Genomic DNA, 22,169 nt, shown 5'->3' on the forward strand with positions numbered 1-22,169 from the left:
GCGCACAGCACCCGCACACGGGGTTCGACCCCGACCCTCCGCCAGAAACCGACCCGCCGCCGGGTGCGCGCACAGCACCCGCACACGGGGTTCGAATCCTTCTTGTCCGGGTGTCCCCCACCCTCTCCAGAACCGCCTATGCTGTCCTGAGCCGGGTCGTGAGGGCCCGAGGTGTCGACGAAGACGACGGCGGCCTCGTTGACCCCACGACGCCGGCGCACCCTCCCGTCCCGCATCCGATTCCGCCTCCCAGAACCGCGGCCGAGTTCGACGTTCGTCGGCGACGCGTCGGCCCGATCCACGCCGTGTCCTCATTAATGCGGAATAGCGCCGCGCCCCGAACGGGCGCATCATGTGAGAGATGTCAGCAGCACCGGTGGAAGCGAGGAGTGGGGACGCAGGGGGCTCCTCCACCAGCGCAGCGGCAGCAGGGGGCGACGGCCTCAGGGTGATCACCCTGAGGCCTCGTCGCACTCTCGGATGGAATTACGGACTCGCGCTCGCCGCGCTCCTCGCGCCGCTGCTCGCCGCTGAGCTGTGGGTGCTCGATCAGCCCACCGCGTGGCCGATCTTCGCGGCGACGGCAGCGGTGCTGGGCGTGATCGTCGGGCTCGTCTGGGTCGCGTACCGACGCACCCGGGTGTCGGTGAGCAAGTACGGGATCGTCGAGCGCGGGTTCTTCGGCGCCACGACCGTCGTCGCGGCGCGAGACGTCGCTCGGGTGCTGCGACTCGAGCTCTACCGACCGAACAGTCTCGACACGACCGATGAGCTCTTCGTCGTCTGCCGGGGCGGGCGCGGGCGCTTCCGCATGCGCGGCCGCTTCTGGGACGAGCGCACGATGAATCTCGTCGCCGAGGTGCTCGAGGTCGACGAGACGACACGGTCCGAGCCGGTGACGCTCGCCGAACTGCGTGCCAGCGACCCGAGACTGCTCTACTGGTTCGAGCGGCGATCGCTCATCGTCTGAGCGGCGGGTCGGGCAGGCGGCTCGACCGCGGCCGGGTCAGCTCGTCGCGATGCCGAGCCGCGGCGACTGCGGCGTGCTCGACGGCAACTCGTGGAAGCCGAGGCGGTCGTAGAACGCCCGCGCCCCCGTGTTCGCTGCGGCGAGTCCGAGGTGCAGTGCGGGCACACCGCGGGCGGCGAGTTCGGCCCGCACGGTGTCGATGAGTCGGCGACCGAATCCCTGCCCCTGCAGCTCGGGCAGCAGGTCGATGTGCAGGTGGGCGGGGTACTCGGCGAGTTCGGGCACGATCATGCGCTCGGGGTGGAGGCCGGCGTCGATGAGCTCGGCCTCGGTGAAGTCGGGTGCGTGCTCGGTTGGCGCACCCGCGACAGGATGCCTCGCGGCGAAGCCGGGCGTCCACTCGCGCCGCCACCACTCGACGAAGTCGGCGGTGTCGGCGATCGCCATGACGTAGCCGAATGCCCGGCCGGTCACCTGATCGGCAACGACGAAGGCGAGTTCGGGCGCATATTCGACGTACGGGAGCGCGAACACCTCGGGCATGAGTGAATCGTCGGAGTAGACCCCGGTCGCGTCGCCGCCGGCCGCCGCGGTACGCAGGCAGATCAGCGCGACATCCTCGCGGTCCTCAGGGCGGTAGGGGCGAATCTCGAACACCGATCAATCCTCCCCGATCTCTCGAGGGTCTCGAGACGCTTCACTCCTCGGCCGGAGGGCGGGTGGCCTCGACACGCTTCGCTCCTCGGCGCTCCGCGACCACGGTCAGCGGCGTTTGGCCATGCCGAAGAGGCCGGTCAGCACTTGGGTGATGACCTTCTGCGTGCTCTTCGAGCCGAGCACCTGATCGAGCGTCGAGCGCTGCGGCGAGCGCGAGCCACCCGATCGCGATGAGCCCGAGGTCTTCTTCAGCAGCCGGTCGTACTCGGCCTGCGCCTTCTTGTCGGCCTTCGCCGCGTCGGCCTGGATCTTCGCCTGCATCTTCGCGAACTCGGCGTCGGCCTTCGACTTCGCCGCTGCGGCCTCGGCGGCGTCGGCGGCGGCCGCTGCGTCCGCCATGCGCTTCGTGAGCAGTTCATGGGCCGACTCGCGATCGATGGCCGTGCCGTACTTCGCCATCAGGGGGGATGCCACGACGGCGGAGTCGATCGCCGCGTCGGCGCTCGGCGACATCGAGGCCCGGGGTGCGCGCAGGCGGGTCCACGCGACGGGCGACGGGGCGCCCTTCTCGTTCATGACGGTGACGATGGCTTCACCGGTGCCGAGCACGGTGAGGGTCTCTTCGAGGTCGTAGCCCGACTTCGGGTAGGTCGAGACCGTCGCGCGCAGCGCCTTGGCGTCATCGGGGGTGAACGCGCGCAACTGGTGCTGCACGCGCGAGCCGAGTTGGGCGAGTACGTCGCCCGGCACGTCTTTCGGGGTCTGCGTGACGAAGAAGACGCCGACGCCCTTCGAGCGGATGAGCCGCACGGTCTGCACGACCTGCGCGAGGAAGTCCTTCGAGGCGCCGTTGAACAGCAGATGCGCCTCGTCGAAGAAGAAGACCAGCTTGGGCTTGTCGAGGTCGCCGACCTCGGGAAGGCCCGCGTAGAGGTCGGCGAGGAGCCACATCAGGAACGTCGAGTACAGCGCCGGCTTGTCGGCGACGCCCGGCACCTCGAGCAGGCTGATGACCCCCCGGCCGTCGGCGGCGTTGCGCAGGAACTCGGCGGTGTCGATCTCGGGTTCGCCGAAGAAGACGTCGGCACCCTGGTCGGCGAAGGTGATGAGTTCGCGGAGGATCACCCCGACGGTCGCCTTCGACAGCCCGCCGAGGCCCTCGAGCTCGGCCCTGCCGTCGTCGCTCACGAGGTAGGCGAGCACGGCGCGGAGGTCGTCGAGATCGAGGAGCGCGAGCCCGTTCGCGTTGGCGTAGTGGAACACGAGTCCGAGACTCGACTCCTGCGTGTCGTTCAAGCCGAGCACCTTCGCGAGCAGCAGCGGCCCGAAGCCCGAGATCGTCGCCCGGATGGGCACGCCGCGCCCGACGCCGCCGAGCGAGAAGAACTCGGTCGGGAAGCTCTCAGCGCTCCACTCCTGCCCGATGCCCTCGGTGCGCTTCAGGAGCTTCTCGTTGCCCTCTCCCGGCGTGGCGATCCCCGAGAGGTCGCCCTTGATGTCGGCGGCGAACACGGCGACGCCGTTCGCGGCGAGCTGTTCGGCGAGCACCTGCAGGGTGCGGGTCTTGCCGGTGCCCGTGGCGCCGGCGACCAGCCCGTGCCGGTTGGTCATCGCGAGCGGGATCCGCACCGGGACATCCGGCAGCGCCTCGCCGTTGACGAGCGCCCCCATCTCGAGTGCGGGGCCCTCGAAGGCGTACCCGGCACGGATCGCGTCGATCGCCGCCTGATCGAGCGGTCCGGATGCCGCGGTGCCGGCCGCTGCGGCGGGTGCCGCCTGCGCCGTGGCTGCGGGCTCGGGCTCGGGCTCGGGCTCGGGCTCGGGCGAGTCGGCCTGCGCCGAAGCCGCCGCTGCCGCCGCCTGCGCGAGCGCCGCCGCTTCCTCGGCGGCCTTCATCGCGGCCTCCGCCTGCGCCTGGAGCGCCTTCGCCGCCGCGGCGGCCGCTGCAGCCGCCTCCTGTGCCTGCTTCACCGCGTCGTCTGACATGTGCCGATCCTACTGATGCACCCCGGTGCACCCCCGTCACAATGGACGGGATTCGGCGATCGCCCGACGCAGCCCGTTCGGATTGAACAGGCTCAGCGCGGTCGCCGAGATGACCTCGACGGGCGCGTCGAGCAGCCGTCGAGCGAGGTCGGAGAGCAACGGTGCCGCCGCCGACCCCATCGCGACGTCGGTCTCGACGAGGAGTGCGAGCGCGCCGGGGTGCTCGCGGTACTCCTCGTCGAGCAGACGTACGTTCGTCGCGCCGTGCTGTTCGAACGCACGCAGCAGTTCACCGCGCCGGAGCACGAGCCGCTCGTCGAGCGGAAGCTCGGCGAATCTGCGGCGCTCGTCACCGCGCCCCGGTCGCCGCCTGCTCGCGGCGAACTCGAGCATCGCCTCGCGGAGCACCGCCTTCTTCGTCGTTCCGAGGAAGTACGCGAACTCGTCGATCAGGGCGTTCGTCGCGGCATCCACCTTCACCGGCCTCTCCGTCATCCGGGCTCCCTCCACGTGATCGTCACCCTTCGCCGCCACGACGGCATCGCCCACGGTGCGCCTCCGCACCTCCGCGCCTCGGCCTCCGCGCCTCCGCGCCTCCGCGCCTCCGCGCCTCCGCAGAGAGTTCCCTTCGCAAGGTCGGTACCGAAGTACCGAAGTACCGAAGTACCGGGGATTCGACAACGAAACTCTCCCCTACCGCGGGCCGATCGTGTCGAAGCCGAGCCCCGGCGGGCTCGCCCAAGGCGGCGGCGGGGTTGGGGAGGAGGAGTCGGCTCGTCTCCTGCCGGGGCGGGCGGGGTTCCGCGGGCACGGGGACCGCCCTAGGGTGAAGGAATGAGCCCGGCAGCGCGTGCGGCAGAGGTCATCGAGGTGGGGGGCCACGAGGTACGGATCTCGCACCCCGACAAGCTCGTCTTCCCCGAGCCGGGCCTCACGAAGCTCGGCCTCGTCCAGTACTACCTCTCGGTCGCCGACGGGGCGCTCTGCGGCGTCGCCGGCCGGCCGATGGTGCTGAAGCGGTTCGTGAAGGGCATCGACCAGGAGGCCTTCTTCCAGAAGCGCGCCCCCGAGAAGCGCCCCGACTGGATCGAGACCGCCACACTCCACTACGCCTCGGGGAACTCGGCCGAAGAGGTCGTGGTGACGGAGGCCGCGGCGCTCGCATGGGTCGTGAACCTCGGATGCATCGACCTCAACCCGCACCCGGTCAGGGCCGGCGACCTCGACCGTCCCGATGAGCTGCGGGTCGACCTCGACCCGATGCCGGGAGTCGACTGGTCGCAGATCGTCGACGTCGCGTTCGTCGCGCGGGAGGTGCTCGTCGACCACGGACTCGTCGGCTGGCCGAAGACCTCGGGCTCGCGAGGCATCCACATCTCGGTGCGGATCGCGCCCGAATGGAGTTTCGCCGACGTCCGCCTCGCCGCCGAGACCCTCGCCCGAGAGGTCGAGCTGCGGGCGCCGGGGCTCGCCTCTGCACGTTGGTGGAAGGAGGAGCGCGGCGAGAGCGTGTTCGTCGACTTCAACCAGAACGCGAAGGACCGCACGGTCGCTTCGGCATACTCGGTCAGGGCGCTGCCCGACGCCCGAGTGTCGACCCCGCTCGAGTGGGCGGAGGTCGCCGGCAGTCGCCCCGAACGCTTCACGGTGGCGACGGTGCTCGAACGCTTCGCCGAACGCGGCGACCCGGCGGCCGGCATCGACGACGCCGTCGGCCGGCTCGACGCGCTCCTCCGCCGAGCCGAGGAGCTCGGGCCGGCAGAGAAGCCGCCACGCGGCTCCGGCGGATCGGGGCGGCGGCGATCGACGATGCCGCTCGTCGAGATCGCTCGCGCGAAGACCAAGGACGAAGCGCTCGGCGGCCTCGAGCGGTGGAAGGCGAGGCATCCCGAGGTCGTCGCCCACCTCGCGCCGGCCGACGTGCTCGTCGACGGCATGCGCGGCAGCTCCTCGCTCTGGTATCGCATCCGCGTGAACCTGCAGCACGTCCCCGAGCGCGAGCGTCCGCCGCAGGAGCCGCTCGAGTCCGACTACGATCCGTGGGAGAGGTACCGCGATGACGACGGGCGGCTCTCGCGGCCGCAGGGGGTTGGCGAGGGGTCTGCGTCCGAGGCGACCGCGGACGACCCCTCGTGAGCGACCTCGGGCCGGTCGACCCCGGACACCGAGCAGACCTCGAATGGCTGCACCGCTGGCGGCTGCGCGCCGACGGAGACGTGCGGACGACCGCGTCGAGCACGCTCATGCCAGTGCGCACGTCCGACGGCGCCGCGGCGATGCTGAAGATCGCCCGCGTCGACGAGGAGGAGCGCGGTGGGGAACTGATCGAACGGCTCGCCGGGCGCGGGGTCGCCCGGGTGCTGCGCCGTGAGGGGCGCGCGGTGCTGCTCGAGCGGGCGACCGGCCCGAACGACCTCGTTCGCCTCGTGCTCGCCGGGTACGACAGCGAGGCGACCCGGGTGCTCTGCGGTGCGGCCTCGAGGCTGCACCTCGAGGTGTCGGAGCTCGACCCGCCGCGCGACCGCGACGCGCTCGCCGCCGCCGCCGACACCGTTGCACCCGCCGAATCGGGCGAACCGCTGCTCACACCGCTCACGAGCTGGTTCCGCGAGCTGCTCGCGCACGCCGACGGGCTGGCCCCGCTGCATCGCCGCGGCGCCGAACTCGCACAGGGCCTGCTGGCGGCGCCCCGCGACGAGCGGGTGCTGCACGGCGACGTGCACCACGGCAACGTGCTCGACTTCGGCGAGCGCGGCTGGCTCGCGATCGATCCCAAGGGGCTCCTCGGCGAGGCCGCGTTCGACTACTGCAACCTGCTCTGCAATCCCTCGCTCGAACGCGCGCTCGCGCCGGGCCGGCTCGAGCGGCAGTTCGGCGTCGTGCTCGATGCGACCGCCCGCGCCGGTGCACCGCTCGAGTCCGACCGTCTCGCCCGTTGGCTCGTCGCCTGGTGCGCCCTGTCGTCGACCTGGTTCAGCCTCGACGACGACCCGGTGCACGCCGAGGCCGTCGCCCGCATCGGCGAGCGCGCGCTGGAGCTGCTCGACTGAACCGCTGAACGCCCCGCCCAGAGCCGGGCGGGGCGTTCAGCACCGTGCGTCGATCAGCAGAAGGCGCCGGTGGACTCCCACGCCGCAGGGGCCGGTTCGAGGCCTTCGCGGGTGACCGTGGCCTCGATGAGACCGTATGAGCGGTCGCTCGCGTAGAAGACCTCGTTCGGGTTGTCGAGCCCGAACGGAGCGAGGTCGACGACGAAGTGGTGCTTGTTCGGCATCGAGAAGCGGATCTCGGCGATCTCGGGGTGCGCCTCGAGCACGGCCTGGCCCATTTCGAAGAGCGTCGTCTGCAGCGCCGCCGAGTAGTTCTCGGTGAACGCCTCGAGCAGGATCGCCTTCACACTGTCGTAGACCGCGTTGTAGTCGACGTCGGCGCCCGGCTGGTAGCGCCAGCGGGTCGAGACGCTCGTCGCGAGGATGCGGTCACTCGTCTCCTGGAGGGTCGTGTAGCGGTCCTTCGGGTACCCCTCGAAGCCCGACTGGGTCGTCTTCAGGACGACGAGGTCCTTCAGTCCGGCGAGCACGTGCCGGATGTCGCCGTCGGCGACCACCGCGGCGGTGCGCACCTCCTGGCCCTTCCGCACGAAGGAGTGGTCGTGCGGCTCGCCGTGCGCGACGATGCGCTCCCACGCGTAGCTCTCGGCGAGCCAGCGGCCGCCCGTCACCCAGTCGAACGACGAGGTGAAGTGCTCGGCGAGGCGCAGCAGGAACGCCTCGGGCGAACCGACGCCGTCGCGGGCGAACGCGAACACCGTGTTCTTCTGCGTGTCGGTCGCGACGACGTGCGCATTGTCGCCGTCGAGATGGGCCGCGGCGAAGTCGCCGCGGAGCTGCGAGGTGACGTTGAGGTCTTCGATCTCGTGGCGGTCGGTGTCGCGGGTCACCTTGACGACGCGGACCTCGGCCTTGCCGTACTGGTTCGGGCCGAGCACGATGGCGCCCTCGGCCGACGCGGTTGCAGCGGCGGTGTCGGCGCCGCTCGCGCTCGATGCGTCGGTGATGTTCACGGTGTTGATGAGCGTGTCGGTCATTCTCGTTCTAACTTCCTCGGTAGGTCGAATAGGCGAAGGGGCTCAGCAGGATCGGCACGTGGTAGTGCCGGCCCTCCTCGGCGACGAGGAAGGTGAGCTGCACTTCGGGGTAGAAGGTTTCGGTCTGCGTGGCGGCGAAATAGGCGCCCGTGTCGAACCGCAGTCGGTACTCGCCGTTCGGCAGGGTCTCGGGGCCGAGCTGTTTCGCCCGCCCGTCGCCGTCGGTCACCGCAGTGCCGATCGTCGTCCAGCCGCCAGGGCCGTCGCCCGAGCGCTGCAGGAGTTCGACGGGGACCCCGGCCGCGGGCCGGCCCTTCACGGCATCGAGCACGTGCGTGGTGATCTGCGAAACGGTCATCGTGAGATGAGGCCCTTCAGTCTCAGGACGGCGATCTCGCGCAACTGCTGCGCGACCGCGACGTCTTCGCTCGCCTCGTCGTTGTCGAGGCGCTCGGTCAACGCGTCGAGGATCTCGGGCGCCGACCGCCCGGCGGCTCGGATCAGGAACACCCTGCCGAACCGTGCCTCGTATGCCGCGTTGCCCTCGGCGATCGCCCGCGCGAGTTCGGCGTCGCCCTGGCCGAGCCCCGCCTGCTCCGCCCGCGAGAGTGTCGCTTCGGTGCTCTGCCCGCTCGCGCGCTCCCCGATGCGGGGGTGGTGGCTGAGCGCCTGCGCGACCTCCTCGGCCGTGAACGGCGACTCGGCCGCCTCGGCCTCGTCGACGAGCTCGTCGATCGAGCGGTACGGCCGATGGTCGGCGAGGTGTTCGCACCATCGCGTCACGTCGACGCACGGTCGAAGCACGGCGATCGCCTCCGCGCGATCGGCTTCATTGAACTGTTCAAGCAACATCGCTTGAGTCACTTTCTCATTCTGCTGGCATCCACGGCGTATGGAAATACGAGACAGTTGTTGTTTCGTATCGTGGAACTGTTATTTCAGCATGCGACAATCCTATCGAACGGATGCCACGGCGGCAACGACTTCGGAGAAGTTCGCGCCGTGGCATCCGATCATCAGAGACCCAGCTGCGCGCGCAGTCGCGCGACGTGCCCGTTCGGGTCGACGTTGTACTCGACCGAGGCGACCCGGCCCTCGGCGTCGACGACGACCGTCGAGCGGATCAGCCCGTCGAAGGTGCGACCTGCGACGGTCTTCTGCCCCCACGCGCCCCACGCCCTGGCGACCTGCGCCTCGGCATCGGAGAGCAGCGGGAAGGCGAGCTGCTCGGCCTCGGCGAACTCCGCGAGCCGTGCGACCGGGTCGGGCGAGATTCCGAGCACGGCGTAGCCGGCCGACTGGAACGACGCCAGATTCTCACGGAAGTCGCACGCCTCGGTCGTGCAGCCGGGCGTGAACGCCGCAGGGTAGAAGTAGACGATCGCCGGGGTTCCGCGGTGGTCGCGGAGCCGCCGCACGTCACCGCTCGCGTCGGGCAGGGCGAAGTCGGGGGCGAGCTGGCCGGGTTCGAGTTCGTCGGACGAGTTGATCATGCGGTGCTCCGTTTCATCGGTCGACGGATGCCTCGGAGGCCCCGCCGCTGGCTGGTACAGGGTGGTTGGTGGTGGCGCGCCGACGGCTCGGCGCCGGCGCGGCGTCGGCGCGCCTCGGCGTGGTGTGGCCGCGCCCGGCGCGATATCGGATCGCACCGGGCCGCGACCGCCCGGGATGCTACGCGTTCCCTTTCCGCAGCATCCGGCCCTGGGCCCGTTCGCGGTCGATCGGCGCGCCTGCGAGGTAGGCGCGACGCACCGCGCCCTGCAATTCGCGGCCGTCGTACGGCGTCACGGGGTGTCGGTGTTCGAGGCTCGCGGCGTCGACCGTGAACGTCTCGTCGGGCGCGAACACGGCGAAGTCGGCTGCGCCGCCCTCGGTGATCCGACCCTTCGTCGTGAGGCCGACGCGTTCGGCCGGCTTCGCCGACATCCATTCGACGACCCGCTCGAGCGCGATGCCCCGGGCGCGTGCCTCCGTCCAGATGAGCGGGAGCCCGAGCTGAAGGCTCGCGATGCCGCCCCAGGCGAGCTCGAAGTCGCCGTCGCCGGCGTACTTGAGTTCGGGCGTCGACGGCGAGTGGTCGGAGACGATGAAGTCGATCACCCCGTCGGCGAGACCCTGCCAGAGGGCGTCGCGGTTCGCGTCCTCCCGGATCGGCGGGCAGCACTTGAACGCCGTCGCCCCAGCGGGCACGTCCTCGGCGAACAGGGTGAGGTAGTGCGGACACGTCTCGACGCTGAGATCCGTGCCCGCGGCCTTGGCCGCCGCGATCTGCCCGATCGAGTCGGCGGAGCTGAGGTGCAGCACGTGCGCGCGGGCACCGGTGCGGGTCGCCCGTTCGATCACGTCGGCGATCGCCCGGTCTTCGGCCTCGTGGGGGCGCGAAGCGAGGAAGTCGGCGTAGCCGGGCCCACCCGTGTGCGGTGCGGCGTCGATGACGTGGGCGTCTTCGGCGTGCACGACGAGCAGCGAGTCGGCGGCGGCGATGACCCGCATCGCCTGCTCCATCTCGTCGGCCGTGACCTGGGGGAACTCGTCGACGCCCGAGTGCAGCAGGAAGCACTTGAACCCGAAGACGCCCTCGCCCACGAGCGGTTCGAGCTCGTCGAGGTTGCCGGGGATGACGCCGCCCCAGAAGCCGACGTCGACGAAGGTCTGGCCGGCCGCCGCCGCACGCTTCTCGTCGAGGGCGGCGACCGACACCGTCGGCGGAATGCTGTTCAGCGGCATGTCGATGATCGTGGTCACTCCCCCGGCCGCGGCGGCGCGGGTCGCCGAGGCGAACCCCTCCCACTCGGTGCGGCCCGGCTCGTTGACGTGCACGTGCGTGTCGACGAGTCCGGGGATGAGCACCTCGTCGGCGGCGAGCTCCTCGATCACGTCGCCGACGAGCGCGGTGCCGAGCGGGGCGATCCGGGTGACGACGCCGCCCATGACGCCGATCTCGGCGGCCGTGAAACGGCCGTCGACAAGCGCACGTTCGGCGCGCAGCACGCGGTCGAACCGGGTGCCGGATGCTTCGGGGCCGGCGCCGCTCGCGAATTCGCGCCCGAGCTCGGCAGCGAGTCGTTCGAGTAGTTCGCCCGCGCCGGCGATGCTGCGCGCCGCGTCGGGCTCGAGCTCCGCGAGCGACCTGGACCAGGCGAAACCCGCCGCCGACAGTTCGTCGATGCCGAGCTCGGAACGCCCCGAGACCGCGTAGGCGGGCACGCCGGCCGCCGCCGCCGCACGGGCGACGCCGACGGGCGTCTTTCCCATCAGGCTCTGCGCGTCGAGGCTGCCTTCGCCGGTGACGACCGCGTCAGCACCCACGAGGAGTCCGGCGAGGCCGGTGAACTCGAGCACGACGTCGATGCCGGGGCGGCGAACCGCACCGAGCACGGCGATGGCGGCGAAGCCGACCCCGCCTGCGGCGCCGGCGCCCGGTTCGACGGCGGCCTCCCCGGCACCGGGCAGCACCCCGTCGAGCACCTCGACGAAGCGGGCGAGCGCCGCGTCGAGCGCCGCGACGTCGGCCGCCGAGGCGCCCTTCTGCGGGCCGAACACCGCGGCAGCGCCGTCGGCGCCGAGCAGCGGGTTGTCGACGTCGCTCGCGAGCACGATCTGCGCGGCTGCGAGCCGCGGGTCGAGCCCCGAGAGGTCGATCTCCGCGATCCCCGACAGCGCGCCGCCGCCGCCGGGCAGCTGCGCGCCCGAGGCATCCGTCAATCTGGCACCCAGGCCCTGAAGCAGCCCCGCGCCGCCATCCGACGAGGCGCTGCCGCCGATGCCGAGCACGAGCTCGCGGCAGCCCGCGTCGAGCGCGGCGCGCACGAGCTCGCCCGTGCCGCGGCTCGAGGCGCCGAGCGGGTCGGGCCGGCCGCCGGGCAGGAGGTCGAGCCCCGAGGCGCGCGCCATCTCGATCACCGCCTGAGTGCCGCGCACGGCGAAGGCCGCCTCGACCGGTGCTCCGGTCGGCCCGGTGACCTTCGCGGTGCGCAGTTCGAACCCCGCGGCGACCGCCGCGTCGAGCGTGCCCTCGCCGCCGTCGGCGACCGGCACCGTCACGATCTCGAACCCCGGGTCGACCGACCGCAGTCCGGCGGCCACGCGCTGCGCGACCTCGGGTGCGGTCAGCGAGCCCTTGAACTTGTCGGGTGCGACGACGATGCGCATCGTGGCTCGCTCAGACCTTCGCGAGCGAGAGGATCGCGGTGGGCGCGTCGTCGGCCGAGGCCGCGAGCTCCTCGAACTCGTTGACGCCGTCGATCTCGACACCCATCGAGATGTTCGTCACGCGCTCGAGGATCACCTCGACGACGACCGGCACGCGGTACTCGGCCATGAGGTCGCGCGCCGCGTCGAACGCGGCACCGAGCTCGTCGGGCTGCTCGACGCGGATCGCCTTGCAGCCGAGGCCCTCGGCGACCTTCACGTGGTCGACGCCGTAGCCGTGTGCGACACTGCCCTCGTCGCGGGGCGAGTTGATGTTGTCGAAGGCGAGCGACACGTGCGCCTCCATCTCGAAGCCGCGCTGCGACTGGCGGATCAGGCCGAGGTAGCTGTTGTTCACCACGACGTGGATGTACGGCAGCTTGTGCTGGGCGCCCACCGCGAGTTCTTCGATCATGAACTGGAAGTCGTAGTCGCCGCTGAGCGCCACGACGGTCTCACCGGGCTTGCCGCGCACGACGCCGAGCGCCGCCGGGCCCGTCCAGCCGAGCGGGCCGGCCTGGCCGGCGTTGATCCACTTGCGCGGGCCGAACACGTGCAGCATCTGCGCGCCGGCGATCTGCGACAGGCCGATCGTCGTGACGTAGGTCGTGTCGGGCCCGAACGCGCGGTTCATCTCCTGGTAGACGCGCTGCGGCTTGATCGGCACGTTGTCGAAGTTGGTCTTGCGCTGCAGGCTCGCCTTGCGGGCGCGGCACTCTTCGGCCCAGGCCGAGTAGTCGGGCAGCGGCGTGGTGCCGGGGGCGGCGGCCGCGCGTTCGCGCGCGACCTCGAGGATCGCGTCGAGCGCCGCGCCGGCGTCGGACACGATGCCGTAGTCGGGTGCGAACACCCGGCCGATCTGGGTGGGCTCGATGTCGATGTGCACGAAGGTACGCCCCTTCGTGTAGGTGTCGATACCCCCGGTGTGGCGATTCGCCCAGCGGTTGCCGATGCCGATCACGAAGTCGCTGGCGAGCAGGCTCTCGTTGCCGTAGCGGTGCGAGGTCTGCAGCCCCACCATGCCGGCCGACAGCGGGTGATCGTCGGCGATGGCGCCCCAGCCCATCAGGGTGGGCACGACGGGCACGCCGAGCAGCTCGGCGAGTTCGACGAGCTGCGCGGACGCCCCGGCGTTGATGATGCCTCCGCCGGCGACGATGAGCGGACGCTCCGCCGCGGTGAGCAGGTCGAGCGCCTTCGCCGCCTGCGCCCGCGTGGCGGCGGGCTTGGCCACGGGCAGCGGCTCGTAGGTGTCGATGTCGAACTCGATCTCGGCCATCTGCACGTCGATCGGCAGATCGATGAGCACGGGACCGGGCCGGCCGGAGCGCATGAGCTGGAACGCCTGCTGGAAGGCGCCCGGCACCTGCGCGGGCTCGAGCACGGTCATCGCCATCTTCGTGAGCGGCTTCGCGATCGCGTCGATGCCGACCGCCTGGAAGTCCTCCTTGTGGAGCTTCGAGACGGGCGCCTGGCCGGTGATGCAGAGGATCGGCACCGAGTCGGCCTGGGCCGCGTAGAGCCCCGTGATCATGTCGGTGCCCGCCGGCCCCGAGGTGCCGATGCAGACGCCGATGTTGCCGTCGGCCGCACGCGTGTAGCCGTCGGCCATGTGGCTGGCGCCCTCGACGTGGCGGGCGAGGGTGTGCCGGATGCCGCCGTGGGCGCGCATCGCGGAATAGAACGGATTGATGGCCGCGCCAGGAAGGCCGAACGCCTCGGTCGCGCCCTCCTTCTCGAGAATGAGGACGGCGGCGTCGACGGTGCGCATGCGAGTCATGGGAGTACTCCTGGACGTTTCGAAGATGAGAAGAGTGGATGCCGCGGGGCGCGCTATTCGCGACCGGCGAGCTCGGCCGTGAGCTTGAAGAGCCCCGAGTGGTCGAGCGCGCCGTCGCCTCGGGCGACGAGCGAGGTGACCAGCTGGGCGACCGCCGAGCCGAGCGGAACGGAGATGCCGGCCTGGCGTGCGGCGGCGGTGACGATGCCCAGGTCCTTGTTGTGGAGCGCGAGGCGGAATCCGGGGGCGAAGTCGCGGTTCAGCATCTTCTGCCCCTTCTGGTCGAGGACCTTGGAGCCGGCGAGACCGCCGCCGAGGACCTGGAGCGCGGCGTCGGTGTCGACGCCGAAGGCTTCGAGGAAGACGACCGCCTCTGCGAGCGCCTGGATGTTCACGGCGACGATGAGCTGGTTGGCCGCCTTGACGGTCTGGCCGGCACCGGCCGGGCCGACGTGCACGATGGTCTTGCCGATGCCCTCGAGCACGGGCAGCGCCTTCGCGAAGTCGGCCTCACTGCCGCCGACCATGATCGAGAGCACGCCGCCGATGGCCCCCTGCTCGCCGCCCGAGACGGGCGCGTCGACCGCGCCGAAACCGGCTGCGACGGCCTCCTCGGCGAGCTCCTTGGCGACATCGGGGCGGATCGACGAGTTGTCGATCCAGAGCGCACCCGGCTTGGCGTTGGCGAACACGCCGCCCTCGCCGCGCACGACGCCTTCGACGTCGGGCGAGTCGGGCACCATCGTGATGACGACGTCGGCGTCGTGCACGGCATCGGCGATGCTCGAGGCACCCTGGCCGCCCGCGGCGACGAGCGCGTCGATGGGCGCCTGGCTGCGATTGAAGCCGGTGACCTCGTGGCCCGCGGCGACGAGGTTCTTGGCCATGGGCAGGCCCATGATTCCGAGGCCGATGATCGCGATCTTGCTCATGTGATGGTCCTTCTGTTCGCGTGCTGCGCTGGGTGCGTGTCGTGGGGTGCGGCCGGTCAGGCGGTCGCGGGGGTCTCGCTGCCGACCGTGTCGACGGTGAGCCACGTGAAGGCCTCGTCGATGGGCGCCTTGTACTCGAGGCCGATCGGGCCGTCGTATCCGAGTTCGCGGCTGCGGGCGATCCACGCCTCGAGCGGGAGGTCGCCGGTGCCGGGCGCCCCGCGGCCCGGTGCGTCGGCGATCTGGATGTGCCCGAAGGAGGCGGCGTGCGCCTCGATCACGGCGGCCACGTCGTCGCCGTTCACCGCCAGGTGGTAGAAGTCGGCGAGGAGCTTCACGTTGCGGGCGCCGGTCGCCTCGCGCACGGCGTCGATCACCTGGAGCGCGTCGGCCGCCTTCAGCAGCGGATAGCGGTCGGCACCGCTCACCGGCTCGAGCAGCACGGTGCCGCCGATCGCGGCGACCGCCTCGGCCGCCGCCGCGAGGTTCTCGACCGCCGCGCCGTCTTGCACCTCGGGAGCGACCCCCTCGATGCGGTTGCCGTAGAGCGCGTTGAACGCCCGCGTGCCGAGCGCGTCGCCGATGCCGGCCACGACCGCGAGGTTGTCGCGGAACGCGCTCGAGCGCTCGGGCCACGACACCAGCCCGCGGTCGCCGCCGGGCATGTCGCCCGCGTTGAAGTTCAGACCGGTGAGCGCGACGCCGGCGTCGCGGATCGCGCCGATGAAGGCGTCGACGTCGCGGTCGGCGGGCACCGACTCGGCGAACGGCCACCAGAACTCGACGGCGTCGAAGCCCGCGGCCTTGGCGGCGGCGGGGCGCTCGAGCAGGGGCAACTCGGTGAGGAGGATCGAGCAGTTGACCGTGTACGTCATCTTCGACTTCTTTCGTGGGGACGTTTCCGTATTCCGGAAGAATTTTTTTGCTGTATGAAATGATAAGTGGAGACGTGCACGACGTCAACCCACGCGCCCCTTTCGCCCGATCTCGCATCGTGATGTCGCACGAATCGTCGACTCGAGCGCCCGTTGCCGACGATTTGCGCGACATCGCGGCCGCGGATGCGGGATGGGCGGACACGACGAAGCGCCCGGCGACTGACCTCTCGTCGCCGGGCGCTTCGCGCGCGTGCCCGCGGGGCACCCGCAGCAGGGTCTCAGCTGAGCCGGATCTGCCGGTTGACGTCCTTGTAGAGGAGGTAGCGGAACGGACCGGGCCCACCCGCGTAGCAGGCCTGCGGGCAGAAGGCCCGCAGCCACATGAAGTCGCCGGCCTCGACCTCGACCCAGTCGTCGTTGAGCCGGTAGACGGCCTTGCCCTCGAGCACGAAGAGCCCGTGCTCCATGACGTGCGTCTCGGCGAACGGGATCGAGCCGCCGGGCTGGAACGTCACGATGTTCACGTGCATGTCGTGCGCGAGATCGTCAGGGTCGACGAAGCGCGTGGTCGCCCATGCACCGTTCGTGCCGGGCATCTCGCGCGGCACGACATCCTGATCGCGCGTGACGAACGAGGCCGGCGCGGCGATGCCGTCGACGGGCTCGTACGCCTTGCGGATCCACTGGAAGCCCGTGAGCTCGTCGCCCGGGTTCGCGAGCGACCAGTTCGTGCCGGCGGCGAGATAGGCGTATCCTCCGGCGCCGAGCACGTGCCGTTCGCCCTCGAGCGTCAGAACGAGTTCGCCGGCGGTGACGAACACGACCCCTTCGACGCCCGGCTCGACCTCGGGCCGCTCGGCCCCGCCGCCCGGCTCGATCTCGACGATCAGCTGCGAGAAGGTCGTCGCGAAGCCGGCGATCGGGCGGGCGATGATCCAGGAACGGGTCTTCGAGAAGCCCGGCAGGTTGCTCGTGACGATGTCGCGCAGCACGCCCTTCGGGATGACCGTGTACGCCTCCTTCACGATCGCGCGATCGGTCAGGAGTTCGGTCTGCGCGGGCAGTCCGCCCGCGGGGGTGAAGTAGCTCATTCGTGTTCCTTCCGGGTGGGGCCCGGAATGCTCGGGTCCTCGTGGATCGACGGTGTGGCGGGGCATCCGCTCAGTTCAATTCGCGACGTTCGCGACATTCGCGACGTTCGCGACATGCTCGACGCTCGCGAGCTTCGGGTGGGCGAGCAGCGCGAGCGCCCGCCGGTCGATGCCGACGTCGGCGACGATCTCCGGCTCGGCGACGGCGCCGCACTCGACGCCGCGCAGCACGAAGTCGGCGAGTGCTCGCGCGGTGGCCGGCTCGTCGAGCACGGCGCCCGGGGTGCGCTCGAGGTAGTTCCGCAGTCGCACGGATGCCTCGGGGTACCCCTCGCGGAAGAAGGCGTAGCTCGCGAGGTACCGGGTCGGCAGCTGGTGGGCGTGCAGGTCCCAGCCCTGGTAGAAACCACGCTCGAGCGAGCGGCGCACGAGGCGCGCGTGCAGGCGCCAGGCCCCTTCGGTGCGGTCGCCGATCGGCAGGATGTTCGTCGAACCGTCGGAGAGCCGGATGCCGGTGCCCGCCACGGCGAGCTGCATGATCTCCTTGGCGAGGTCGGCGACGGGGTGCTCCATCGACTGGTAGCGCGCGGCGATCTGCAGCGAGGCGCTGTAGTCGTACGTGCCGTAGTGCAGTGAACTGATGCGACCGGGGGCGGCCGCAGCCAGCTGCGCGACCGGCGAGGTGCCGTCGGCACCGATGATGAGCTGCGGCGTCTCGACCTGCACCTCGAACCGCAGCCGGCCGTCGGGCAGCCCGTGCGCGCGCTCGAGCGCCGTGACGATGTCGACCATCGCCTCGACCTGCGCGACCGTCGACACCTTCGGCAGGGTGAGCACGAGTCCGCTCGGCAGTTCGCCGAGTTCGGCGAGACGGCTCACGAAGAGATCGAGGGTGCGGATGCCACGCGCCCGCGTCGGCGCCTCGAAGCACTTGAACCGGATTCCGATGAAGGGCGGTGCCGTCCCGGCGAGCACCGCGGCGACGACCCCGTCGGCCGCGCGCACTGCTTCGGCGTCTTCGGCGGCATCGCCGCGGTCGCCGTAGCCGTCCTCGAAGTCGAGGCGCAGGTCTTCGATCGGTTCGCGTTCGAGCTTCTCGGCGACGCGCGGGGCGACGAGGGCGGCGAGCGCCGGGTCGATGCCGACTCGGGCGGCGAGCGCCTCGAGCCCGCCAGCGGCGGTCGCCGACTCCAGCGCCGCGCGCCCCCAGCGTGCGGGCAGCTCGGGCGAGAAGGTGTCGGCCGGCACGTACACGGTGTGCACGGGCTGGCGCGAGCCGTCGTCGCCGGGATAGACCGCCTGCAGGAGTTCGTCGGTCGAGGCGAGGCGCTCGTCGATGCGGGCGAGGTCGCGCGGGGTGAGCGCGGTGCGCGGGGTCGCGTTGCGGTCTGCCATCCGTCAGCCCAGCAGCTCGTAGGCCGGCAGCGTGAGGAAGTCGACGTAGTCGCTCGTGAGGCAGATCTCCTCGATCAGCTTCGCCGCGGGCTCGTAGTGGGCCGCGAAGGCGTCAGGGGCGACCTCGCCCCGAAGGCGCTCGACCTCCTCGGCCAGCACGGCGCGCACGAGTTCAGGCGTCACGGCTCGGCCGCTGTCGGCGAGGACCACGCCGTTCTGCAGCTGCTGCCACACCTGCGAGCGCGAGATCTCGGCGGTCGCGGCATCCTCCATCAGGTTGTGGATCGCGACGGCGCCGTTGCCCGACAGCCACACCGCCGTGTAGGCGACCGCGACGTACAGGTTGTTGCGGAGCCCGGCCTCGGTGACCTCGCCGCCGGCCGACGCGACGTCGAGGAGCTCCGCCGCGGTGACCTCGACCTCAGGGCGCTGCGTGTCGAACTGGTTGGGCCTCGCGCCGAGCACCGCGTCGAACACCTCGCGGCACACCGGCACGAGGTCGGGGTGCGCGACCCATGAGCCGTCGAAGCCGTCGTTCGCCTCGCGGGTCTTGTCGGCACGTACCTTGTCGAACGCCGCACGGGTGACCTCGAGGTCGTTGCGGTTCGGCACCACGGCCGCCATGCCGCCCATCGCCGCGGCGCCGCGGCGGTGGCAGGTCTTCACGAGCAGTTCGGTGTAGGCGCGCATGAAGGGCGCCGTCATCGAGACGGCCGAACGATCGGGCAGGATGAACGCGGCGCCCGCATCGCGGAACACCTTGATCATGCTGAACAGGTAGTCCCAGCGGCCGGCGTTCAGCCCCGAGGCGTGCTCGCGCAGCTCGTAGAGGATCTCGTCCATCTCGAAGGCTGCGGGGATCGTCTCGATGAGCACGGTCGCGCGCACGGTGCCGCGTGGGATGCCGAGGGACTCCTGGGCGAAGACGAACACGTCGTTCCAGAGGCGGGCCTCGAGGTGGCTCTCGAGCTTCGGCAGGTAGTAGTACGGCCCCTCGCCGTTCTCGATGAGCTGTGCCGCGGTGTGGAAGAAGTGCAGCCCGAAGTCGACGAGCGAGCCGCTCGTCTCCTGCCCGTCGACGAGCACGTGCCGCTCGGGCAGGTGCCACCCGCGCGGGCGGGTGACGACGGTCGGGCGGCGCACATCGGTGCGGAGTGCATACGCCTTGCCCGCGGGCGAGGTGAAGGCGAGTGTTCCGCGGGCCGCGTCGCGGAGGTTCTTGACGCCGCCGACGACGTTGTCCCAGGTGGGGCTCGTCGCGTCCTCGAGGTCGGCGAGCCAGACCCGCGCCTCCGAGTTCAGGGCGTTGATCGCCATCTTCGGCGGGGCTGCGGGGCCGGTGATCTCGACGCGACGGTCGAGCAGCGCTTCGGGTGCGGATGCCACGCGCCAGTCCCCCTCGCGGATCTCGCGCGTCTCGGGGAGGAAGTCGAGCGTGCCGCCCGCGGCGATGCGCTCGCGCCGCTCGTGCCGTGCGGCGAGCAGTTCGCGGCGGCGGGCGTCGAAGCGGTGGTGCAGCGCTTCGACGAAGGCGAGGGCCTCGGGGGTGAGGATCTCCTCGGCGCCCCCCACTCCGCTCGGCGTGGTGATCTCGATGGTGCCGGTGCTTGCGGTGTCGACGCTCATGCGGCCGCCCCTTCCTCGTCGGTCTCGTTCTCGACCTCGGCCGTGGCGTCTTCGCCACGGTGCGCCGCGGTGGCCACCGCTTCGGCGACCACCCGAGCGACGTCGGGATCGAAGACGCTCGGGATGATGTAACTCGCGTTCAGCTCATCATCGCGCACGCACGAGGCGATCGCCTCGGCTGCGGCGACGAGCATCCCCGGTGTGATGTCGACGGCGCCCGCATCGAGCAGCCCTCGGAAGAACCCGGGGAAGGCGAGCACGTTGTTGATCTGGTTCGGGAAGTCGCTGCGACCGGTCGCCACGACGGCCGCGTGCCGGGCCGCGATCACGGGGTCGACCTCGGGGTCGGGGTTCGCCATCGCGAAGACGATCGCGTCGTCGGCCATGGTCTGGAGCTCCTGCTCGCCGAGGAGGTCGGGGGCGCTCACCCCGATGAAGACATCGGCGCCGACGAGGAGTTCGGCGAGCGACCCGCTCGCCCCTCGCTCGTTGGTGTGCTCGGCGATCCAGGTGCGGTGCGGGTCGGCGTACTGCTCGCCGCGGTGGATCGCGCCGCTGCGACCGCACGCGACGATGTGACGGGCCCCCTCGGCCTGCAACAGCTGGATGATGGCCGAGCCGGCTGCACCGACTCCCGAGACGACGATGCGCACGGTGTCGAGTCGCTTCCCCACGACCCGTAGCGCGTTCATGAGGGCCGCGAGGGTGACGATCGCGGTGCCGTGCTGGTCGTCGTGGAAGACGGGGATGTCGAGTTCTTCGCGGAGGCGACGCTCGATCTCGAAGCAGCGGGGTGCCGCGATGTCCTCGAGGTTGATGCCGCCGTAGACCGGGGCGAGCGCCTTGACCGTGCGGATGATCTCCTCGGTGTCCTGCGTGTCGAGGGCGACCGGCCAGGCATCGACGTCGGCGAACTGCTTGAAGAGGGCGGCCTTGCCCTCCATGACCGGGATCGACGCCGTCGCGCCGATGTTGCCGAGGCCGAGCACCGCGGATCCGTCGGTCACCACGGCGATCGTGTTGCCCTTCACGGTGAGCCGGCGCGCGTCCGCCGGGTTCTCGGCGATCGCGAGGCAGACGCGTGCGACACCGGGAGTGTAGGCGCGCGAGAGGTCGTCGCGGTTGCGCAGCGGCGTCTTCGGAACGATCTCGAGCTTGCCTCCGGCGTGCAGCCGGAAGGTGCGGTCGGCGACGTCGTGGACGACGACGCCGTCGCGGGCGGCGAGCGCGTCGGCGACCTGGCCGGCATGCTCGGCGCTCACGGCGTAGCACGTCAGGTCGACGAGGACGCGGTCGGTGCTCGACTCGCTCACGTCGACGGCGGTGACGACGGCGCCGGCGTCGGCGGCGGCGACGACGAGCTGGCTCGTGGCCGTGACGCCCGCTGGGGCTTCGACGCGCAATTGGATGGAGTAACCGGGACTGGGATTCGCCATTGATCGACCTTCTCGACTTCCGCGGCGCTGCACCCGCGGCTGTTTCCGTATTACGGATGTTAATATCTGTATTTCGGAAAATCAAGCGGGCTCGGACTCGAGCGGTCGGCACTGTCCCGTCGAGCCGCCGAACTCGCCGGGCAAGGTGCGGTATCTTGGCAGCATCCGGCAGGTTTTCCGCGATGCGGATACCTGCTGCCGTGACGAGAAGGGACATCGGATGGCGGACAGCCCGACCGAAGGGGTCAAATCCGTTGCGCGGGTCTTCGACCTGCTCGAACTGATCGCCGACGCCGGCGGTGACGTCACCCTCAGCGAGCTGTCGACGATGGCCGAACTCCCGCTCCCGACCATCCACCGACTGCTGCGCACGCTCGTCGCACTCGGGTACGCCCGCCAACTCGCGAACCGCCGCTACGCCCTCGGGCCGCGCCTGGTGCGACTCGGGGAAGTGGCGAACCGTCAGTTCGGCCAGCTCGCGAAGCCCCAGCTGAAAGAGCTCGTCGATCGGCTCGGTGAGACCGCGAACCTCGCGACGCTCGACGGCGACCAGGTCATCTACGTCTCGCAGGCCCCGTCTCCGCACGCCATGCGCATGTTCACCGAGGTCGGCCGCCGCTCGCACCTGCACTCGACCGGCGTCGGAAAGGCGATCCTCGCGCAGTTCGACGACGCGACGGTGCGGGACATCATCGCCCGCACCGGCATGCCGCAGGCGACGGTGCACTCGATCGACTCGATCGACGCCCTGCTCGAAGATCTGGCGCTCGTCCGCCAGCGCGGCTACGCCATCGACGACGGCGAGCAGGAGATCGGCGTGCGCTGCTACGCGATGGCGGTTCCCGGCACCCCGGTGGCGACCGCGGTCTCGGTCTCGGGACCGGTCGCCCGCGTCGACGAGGACTTCGCCGCCCGCGCGATCCCCGTGCTCACCGAGGTCGTCCACGAGATCGCGGCCGTCACCGCCGCCGCCTGACCGTTCGAGGAGCGAGCGCACTCCGCGGGTTGAGGAGCGAGCGCATTCCGCGGGTTGAGGAGCGAGCGCATCCCGCGGGTTGAGGAGCGAGCGCATGCCGCGGGTTGAGGAGCGAGCGCATCCCGCGGGTTGAGGAGCGAGCGCATCCCGCGGGTTGAGGAGCG

Annotated in this window: 19 protein-coding genes; 4 read left to right on the top strand and 15 right to left on the bottom strand. The window is 70.9% G+C overall.

All coding sequences use genetic code 11. The annotated features are described in order from the left end of the window. Positions 1-448: 448 nt before the first annotated feature. Entirely contained in the window at positions 449-970 is a 522-nt protein-coding gene (locus H516_RS0113655) for a hypothetical protein (protein WP_022890273.1), read from the top strand. A gap of 36 nt (positions 971-1,006) precedes the next feature. On the opposite strand, the gene H516_RS0113660 is transcribed toward H516_RS0113655, so the two are convergent. The 3 genes from H516_RS0113660 to H516_RS0113670 all read right to left on the bottom strand — a co-directional run bounded on the left by H516_RS0113660 (position 1,007) and on the right by H516_RS0113670 (position 4,108). Continuing rightward, on the bottom strand, positions 1,007-1,627 hold the full coding sequence (locus tag H516_RS0113660) for a GNAT family N-acetyltransferase (protein ID WP_022890274.1): 621 nt from the start codon (positions 1,625-1,627) through the stop codon (positions 1,007-1,009). Between the two features lie 105 nt (positions 1,628-1,732). Then, positions 1,733-3,613 (bottom strand): helicase HerA-like domain-containing protein, encoded by a 1,881-nt coding sequence (locus H516_RS0113665; protein ID WP_022890275.1) that lies wholly within the window; start codon positions 3,611-3,613, stop codon positions 1,733-1,735. 36 nt (positions 3,614-3,649) lie between these two features. After that, positions 3,650-4,108: a hypothetical protein gene (locus H516_RS0113670; protein ID WP_157432270.1), complete on the bottom strand. Its 459-nt coding sequence runs from the start codon at positions 4,106-4,108 to the stop codon at positions 3,650-3,652. A 339-nt stretch (positions 4,109-4,447) separates the two neighbouring features. Between H516_RS0113670 and H516_RS20185 the strand changes: the two genes are divergently transcribed. Both H516_RS20185 and H516_RS0113680 read left to right on the top strand, forming a co-directional pair. Beyond that, a complete protein-coding gene (locus H516_RS20185; RefSeq protein WP_022890277.1) occupies positions 4,448-5,749 on the top strand; it encodes a DNA polymerase domain-containing protein in 1,302 nt (433 codons plus the stop codon). Further along, the gene (locus H516_RS0113680) at positions 5,746-6,663 is read left to right on the top strand and encodes an aminoglycoside phosphotransferase family protein (RefSeq protein ID WP_022890278.1); all 918 of its coding nucleotides are present in this window, start codon (positions 5,746-5,748) and stop codon (positions 6,661-6,663) included. Before H516_RS20185 ends, H516_RS0113680 begins: the two co-directional genes overlap by 4 nt. A 53-nt stretch (positions 6,664-6,716) precedes the next feature. On the opposite strand, the gene pucL is transcribed toward H516_RS0113680, so the two are convergent. From pucL to H516_RS0113740, 12 genes are all read right to left on the bottom strand, one after another. Beyond that, the gene (gene pucL, locus H516_RS0113685) at positions 6,717-7,700 is read right to left on the bottom strand and encodes a factor-independent urate hydroxylase (RefSeq protein ID WP_022890279.1); all 984 of its coding nucleotides are present in this window, start codon (positions 7,698-7,700) and stop codon (positions 6,717-6,719) included. 7 nt (positions 7,701-7,707) lie between these two features. Further along, positions 7,708-8,058 (bottom strand): hydroxyisourate hydrolase, encoded by a 351-nt coding sequence (gene uraH, locus H516_RS0113690; RefSeq protein ID WP_022890280.1) that lies wholly within the window; start codon positions 8,056-8,058, stop codon positions 7,708-7,710. Then, on the bottom strand, positions 8,055-8,552 hold the full coding sequence (gene uraD / locus H516_RS0113695; RefSeq protein ID WP_022890281.1) for a 2-oxo-4-hydroxy-4-carboxy-5-ureidoimidazoline decarboxylase: 498 nt from the start codon (positions 8,550-8,552) through the stop codon (positions 8,055-8,057). The genes uraH and uraD overlap by 4 nt, the downstream gene beginning before the upstream one ends. 164 nt (positions 8,553-8,716) lie before the next feature. Next, on the bottom strand, positions 8,717-9,193 hold the full coding sequence (gene bcp / locus H516_RS0113700) for a thioredoxin-dependent thiol peroxidase (RefSeq protein WP_022890282.1): 477 nt from the start codon (positions 9,191-9,193) through the stop codon (positions 8,717-8,719). A 178-nt stretch (positions 9,194-9,371) separates the two neighbouring features. Then, a complete protein-coding gene (gene allB, locus H516_RS22835; protein ID WP_022890283.1) occupies positions 9,372-11,852 on the bottom strand; it encodes an allantoinase AllB in 2,481 nt (826 codons plus the stop codon). 10 nt (positions 11,853-11,862) lie between these two features. Next, entirely contained in the window at positions 11,863-13,671 is a 1,809-nt protein-coding gene (gene gcl, locus H516_RS0113710) for a glyoxylate carboligase (RefSeq protein WP_022890284.1), read from the bottom strand. Between the two features lie 53 nt (positions 13,672-13,724). Then, positions 13,725-14,708, bottom strand: coding sequence for a 2-hydroxy-3-oxopropionate reductase (locus H516_RS0113715; RefSeq protein WP_281166833.1), 984 nt, complete (start codon positions 14,706-14,708; stop codon positions 13,725-13,727). After that, positions 14,660-15,478 carry a hydroxypyruvate isomerase family protein gene (locus H516_RS20190; RefSeq protein WP_022890286.1) on the bottom strand — a complete coding sequence of 273 codons (819 nt, stop codon included), beginning with the start codon at positions 15,476-15,478 and terminating at the stop codon, positions 14,660-14,662. The genes H516_RS0113715 and H516_RS20190 overlap by 49 nt, the downstream gene beginning before the upstream one ends. Before the next feature lie 281 nt (positions 15,479-15,759). Beyond that, positions 15,760-16,572 (bottom strand): bifunctional allantoicase/(S)-ureidoglycine aminohydrolase, encoded by an 813-nt coding sequence (locus tag H516_RS0113725; RefSeq protein WP_022890287.1) that lies wholly within the window; start codon positions 16,570-16,572, stop codon positions 15,760-15,762. Positions 16,573-16,647: 75 nt separating this feature from the next. After that, positions 16,648-17,967, bottom strand: coding sequence for a DUF6986 family protein (locus H516_RS20195; RefSeq protein WP_022890288.1), 1,320 nt, complete (start codon positions 17,965-17,967; stop codon positions 16,648-16,650). A gap of 3 nt (positions 17,968-17,970) precedes the next feature. Further along, positions 17,971-19,593, bottom strand: a complete 1,623-nt coding sequence (aceB, locus tag H516_RS0113735; RefSeq protein ID WP_022890289.1) for a malate synthase A — start codon at positions 19,591-19,593, stop codon at positions 17,971-17,973. Beyond that, positions 19,590-21,029: an NAD(P)-dependent malic enzyme gene (locus tag H516_RS0113740; protein WP_022890290.1), complete on the bottom strand. Its 1,440-nt coding sequence runs from the start codon at positions 21,027-21,029 to the stop codon at positions 19,590-19,592. Before H516_RS0113740 ends, aceB begins: the two co-directional genes overlap by 4 nt. A 220-nt stretch (positions 21,030-21,249) precedes the next feature. Here H516_RS0113740 and H516_RS0113745 point away from each other — a divergent pair, with 220 nt between their 5' ends. Continuing rightward, on the top strand, positions 21,250-22,005 hold the full coding sequence (locus tag H516_RS0113745; protein WP_022890291.1) for an IclR family transcriptional regulator: 756 nt from the start codon (positions 21,250-21,252) through the stop codon (positions 22,003-22,005). Positions 22,006-22,169 lie beyond the last annotated feature (164 nt).

Origin of the sequence: Agromyces italicus DSM 16388 (assembly GCF_000421545.1) — a bacterium.
GTDB lineage: Bacteria > Actinomycetota > Actinomycetes > Actinomycetales > Microbacteriaceae > Agromyces > Agromyces italicus.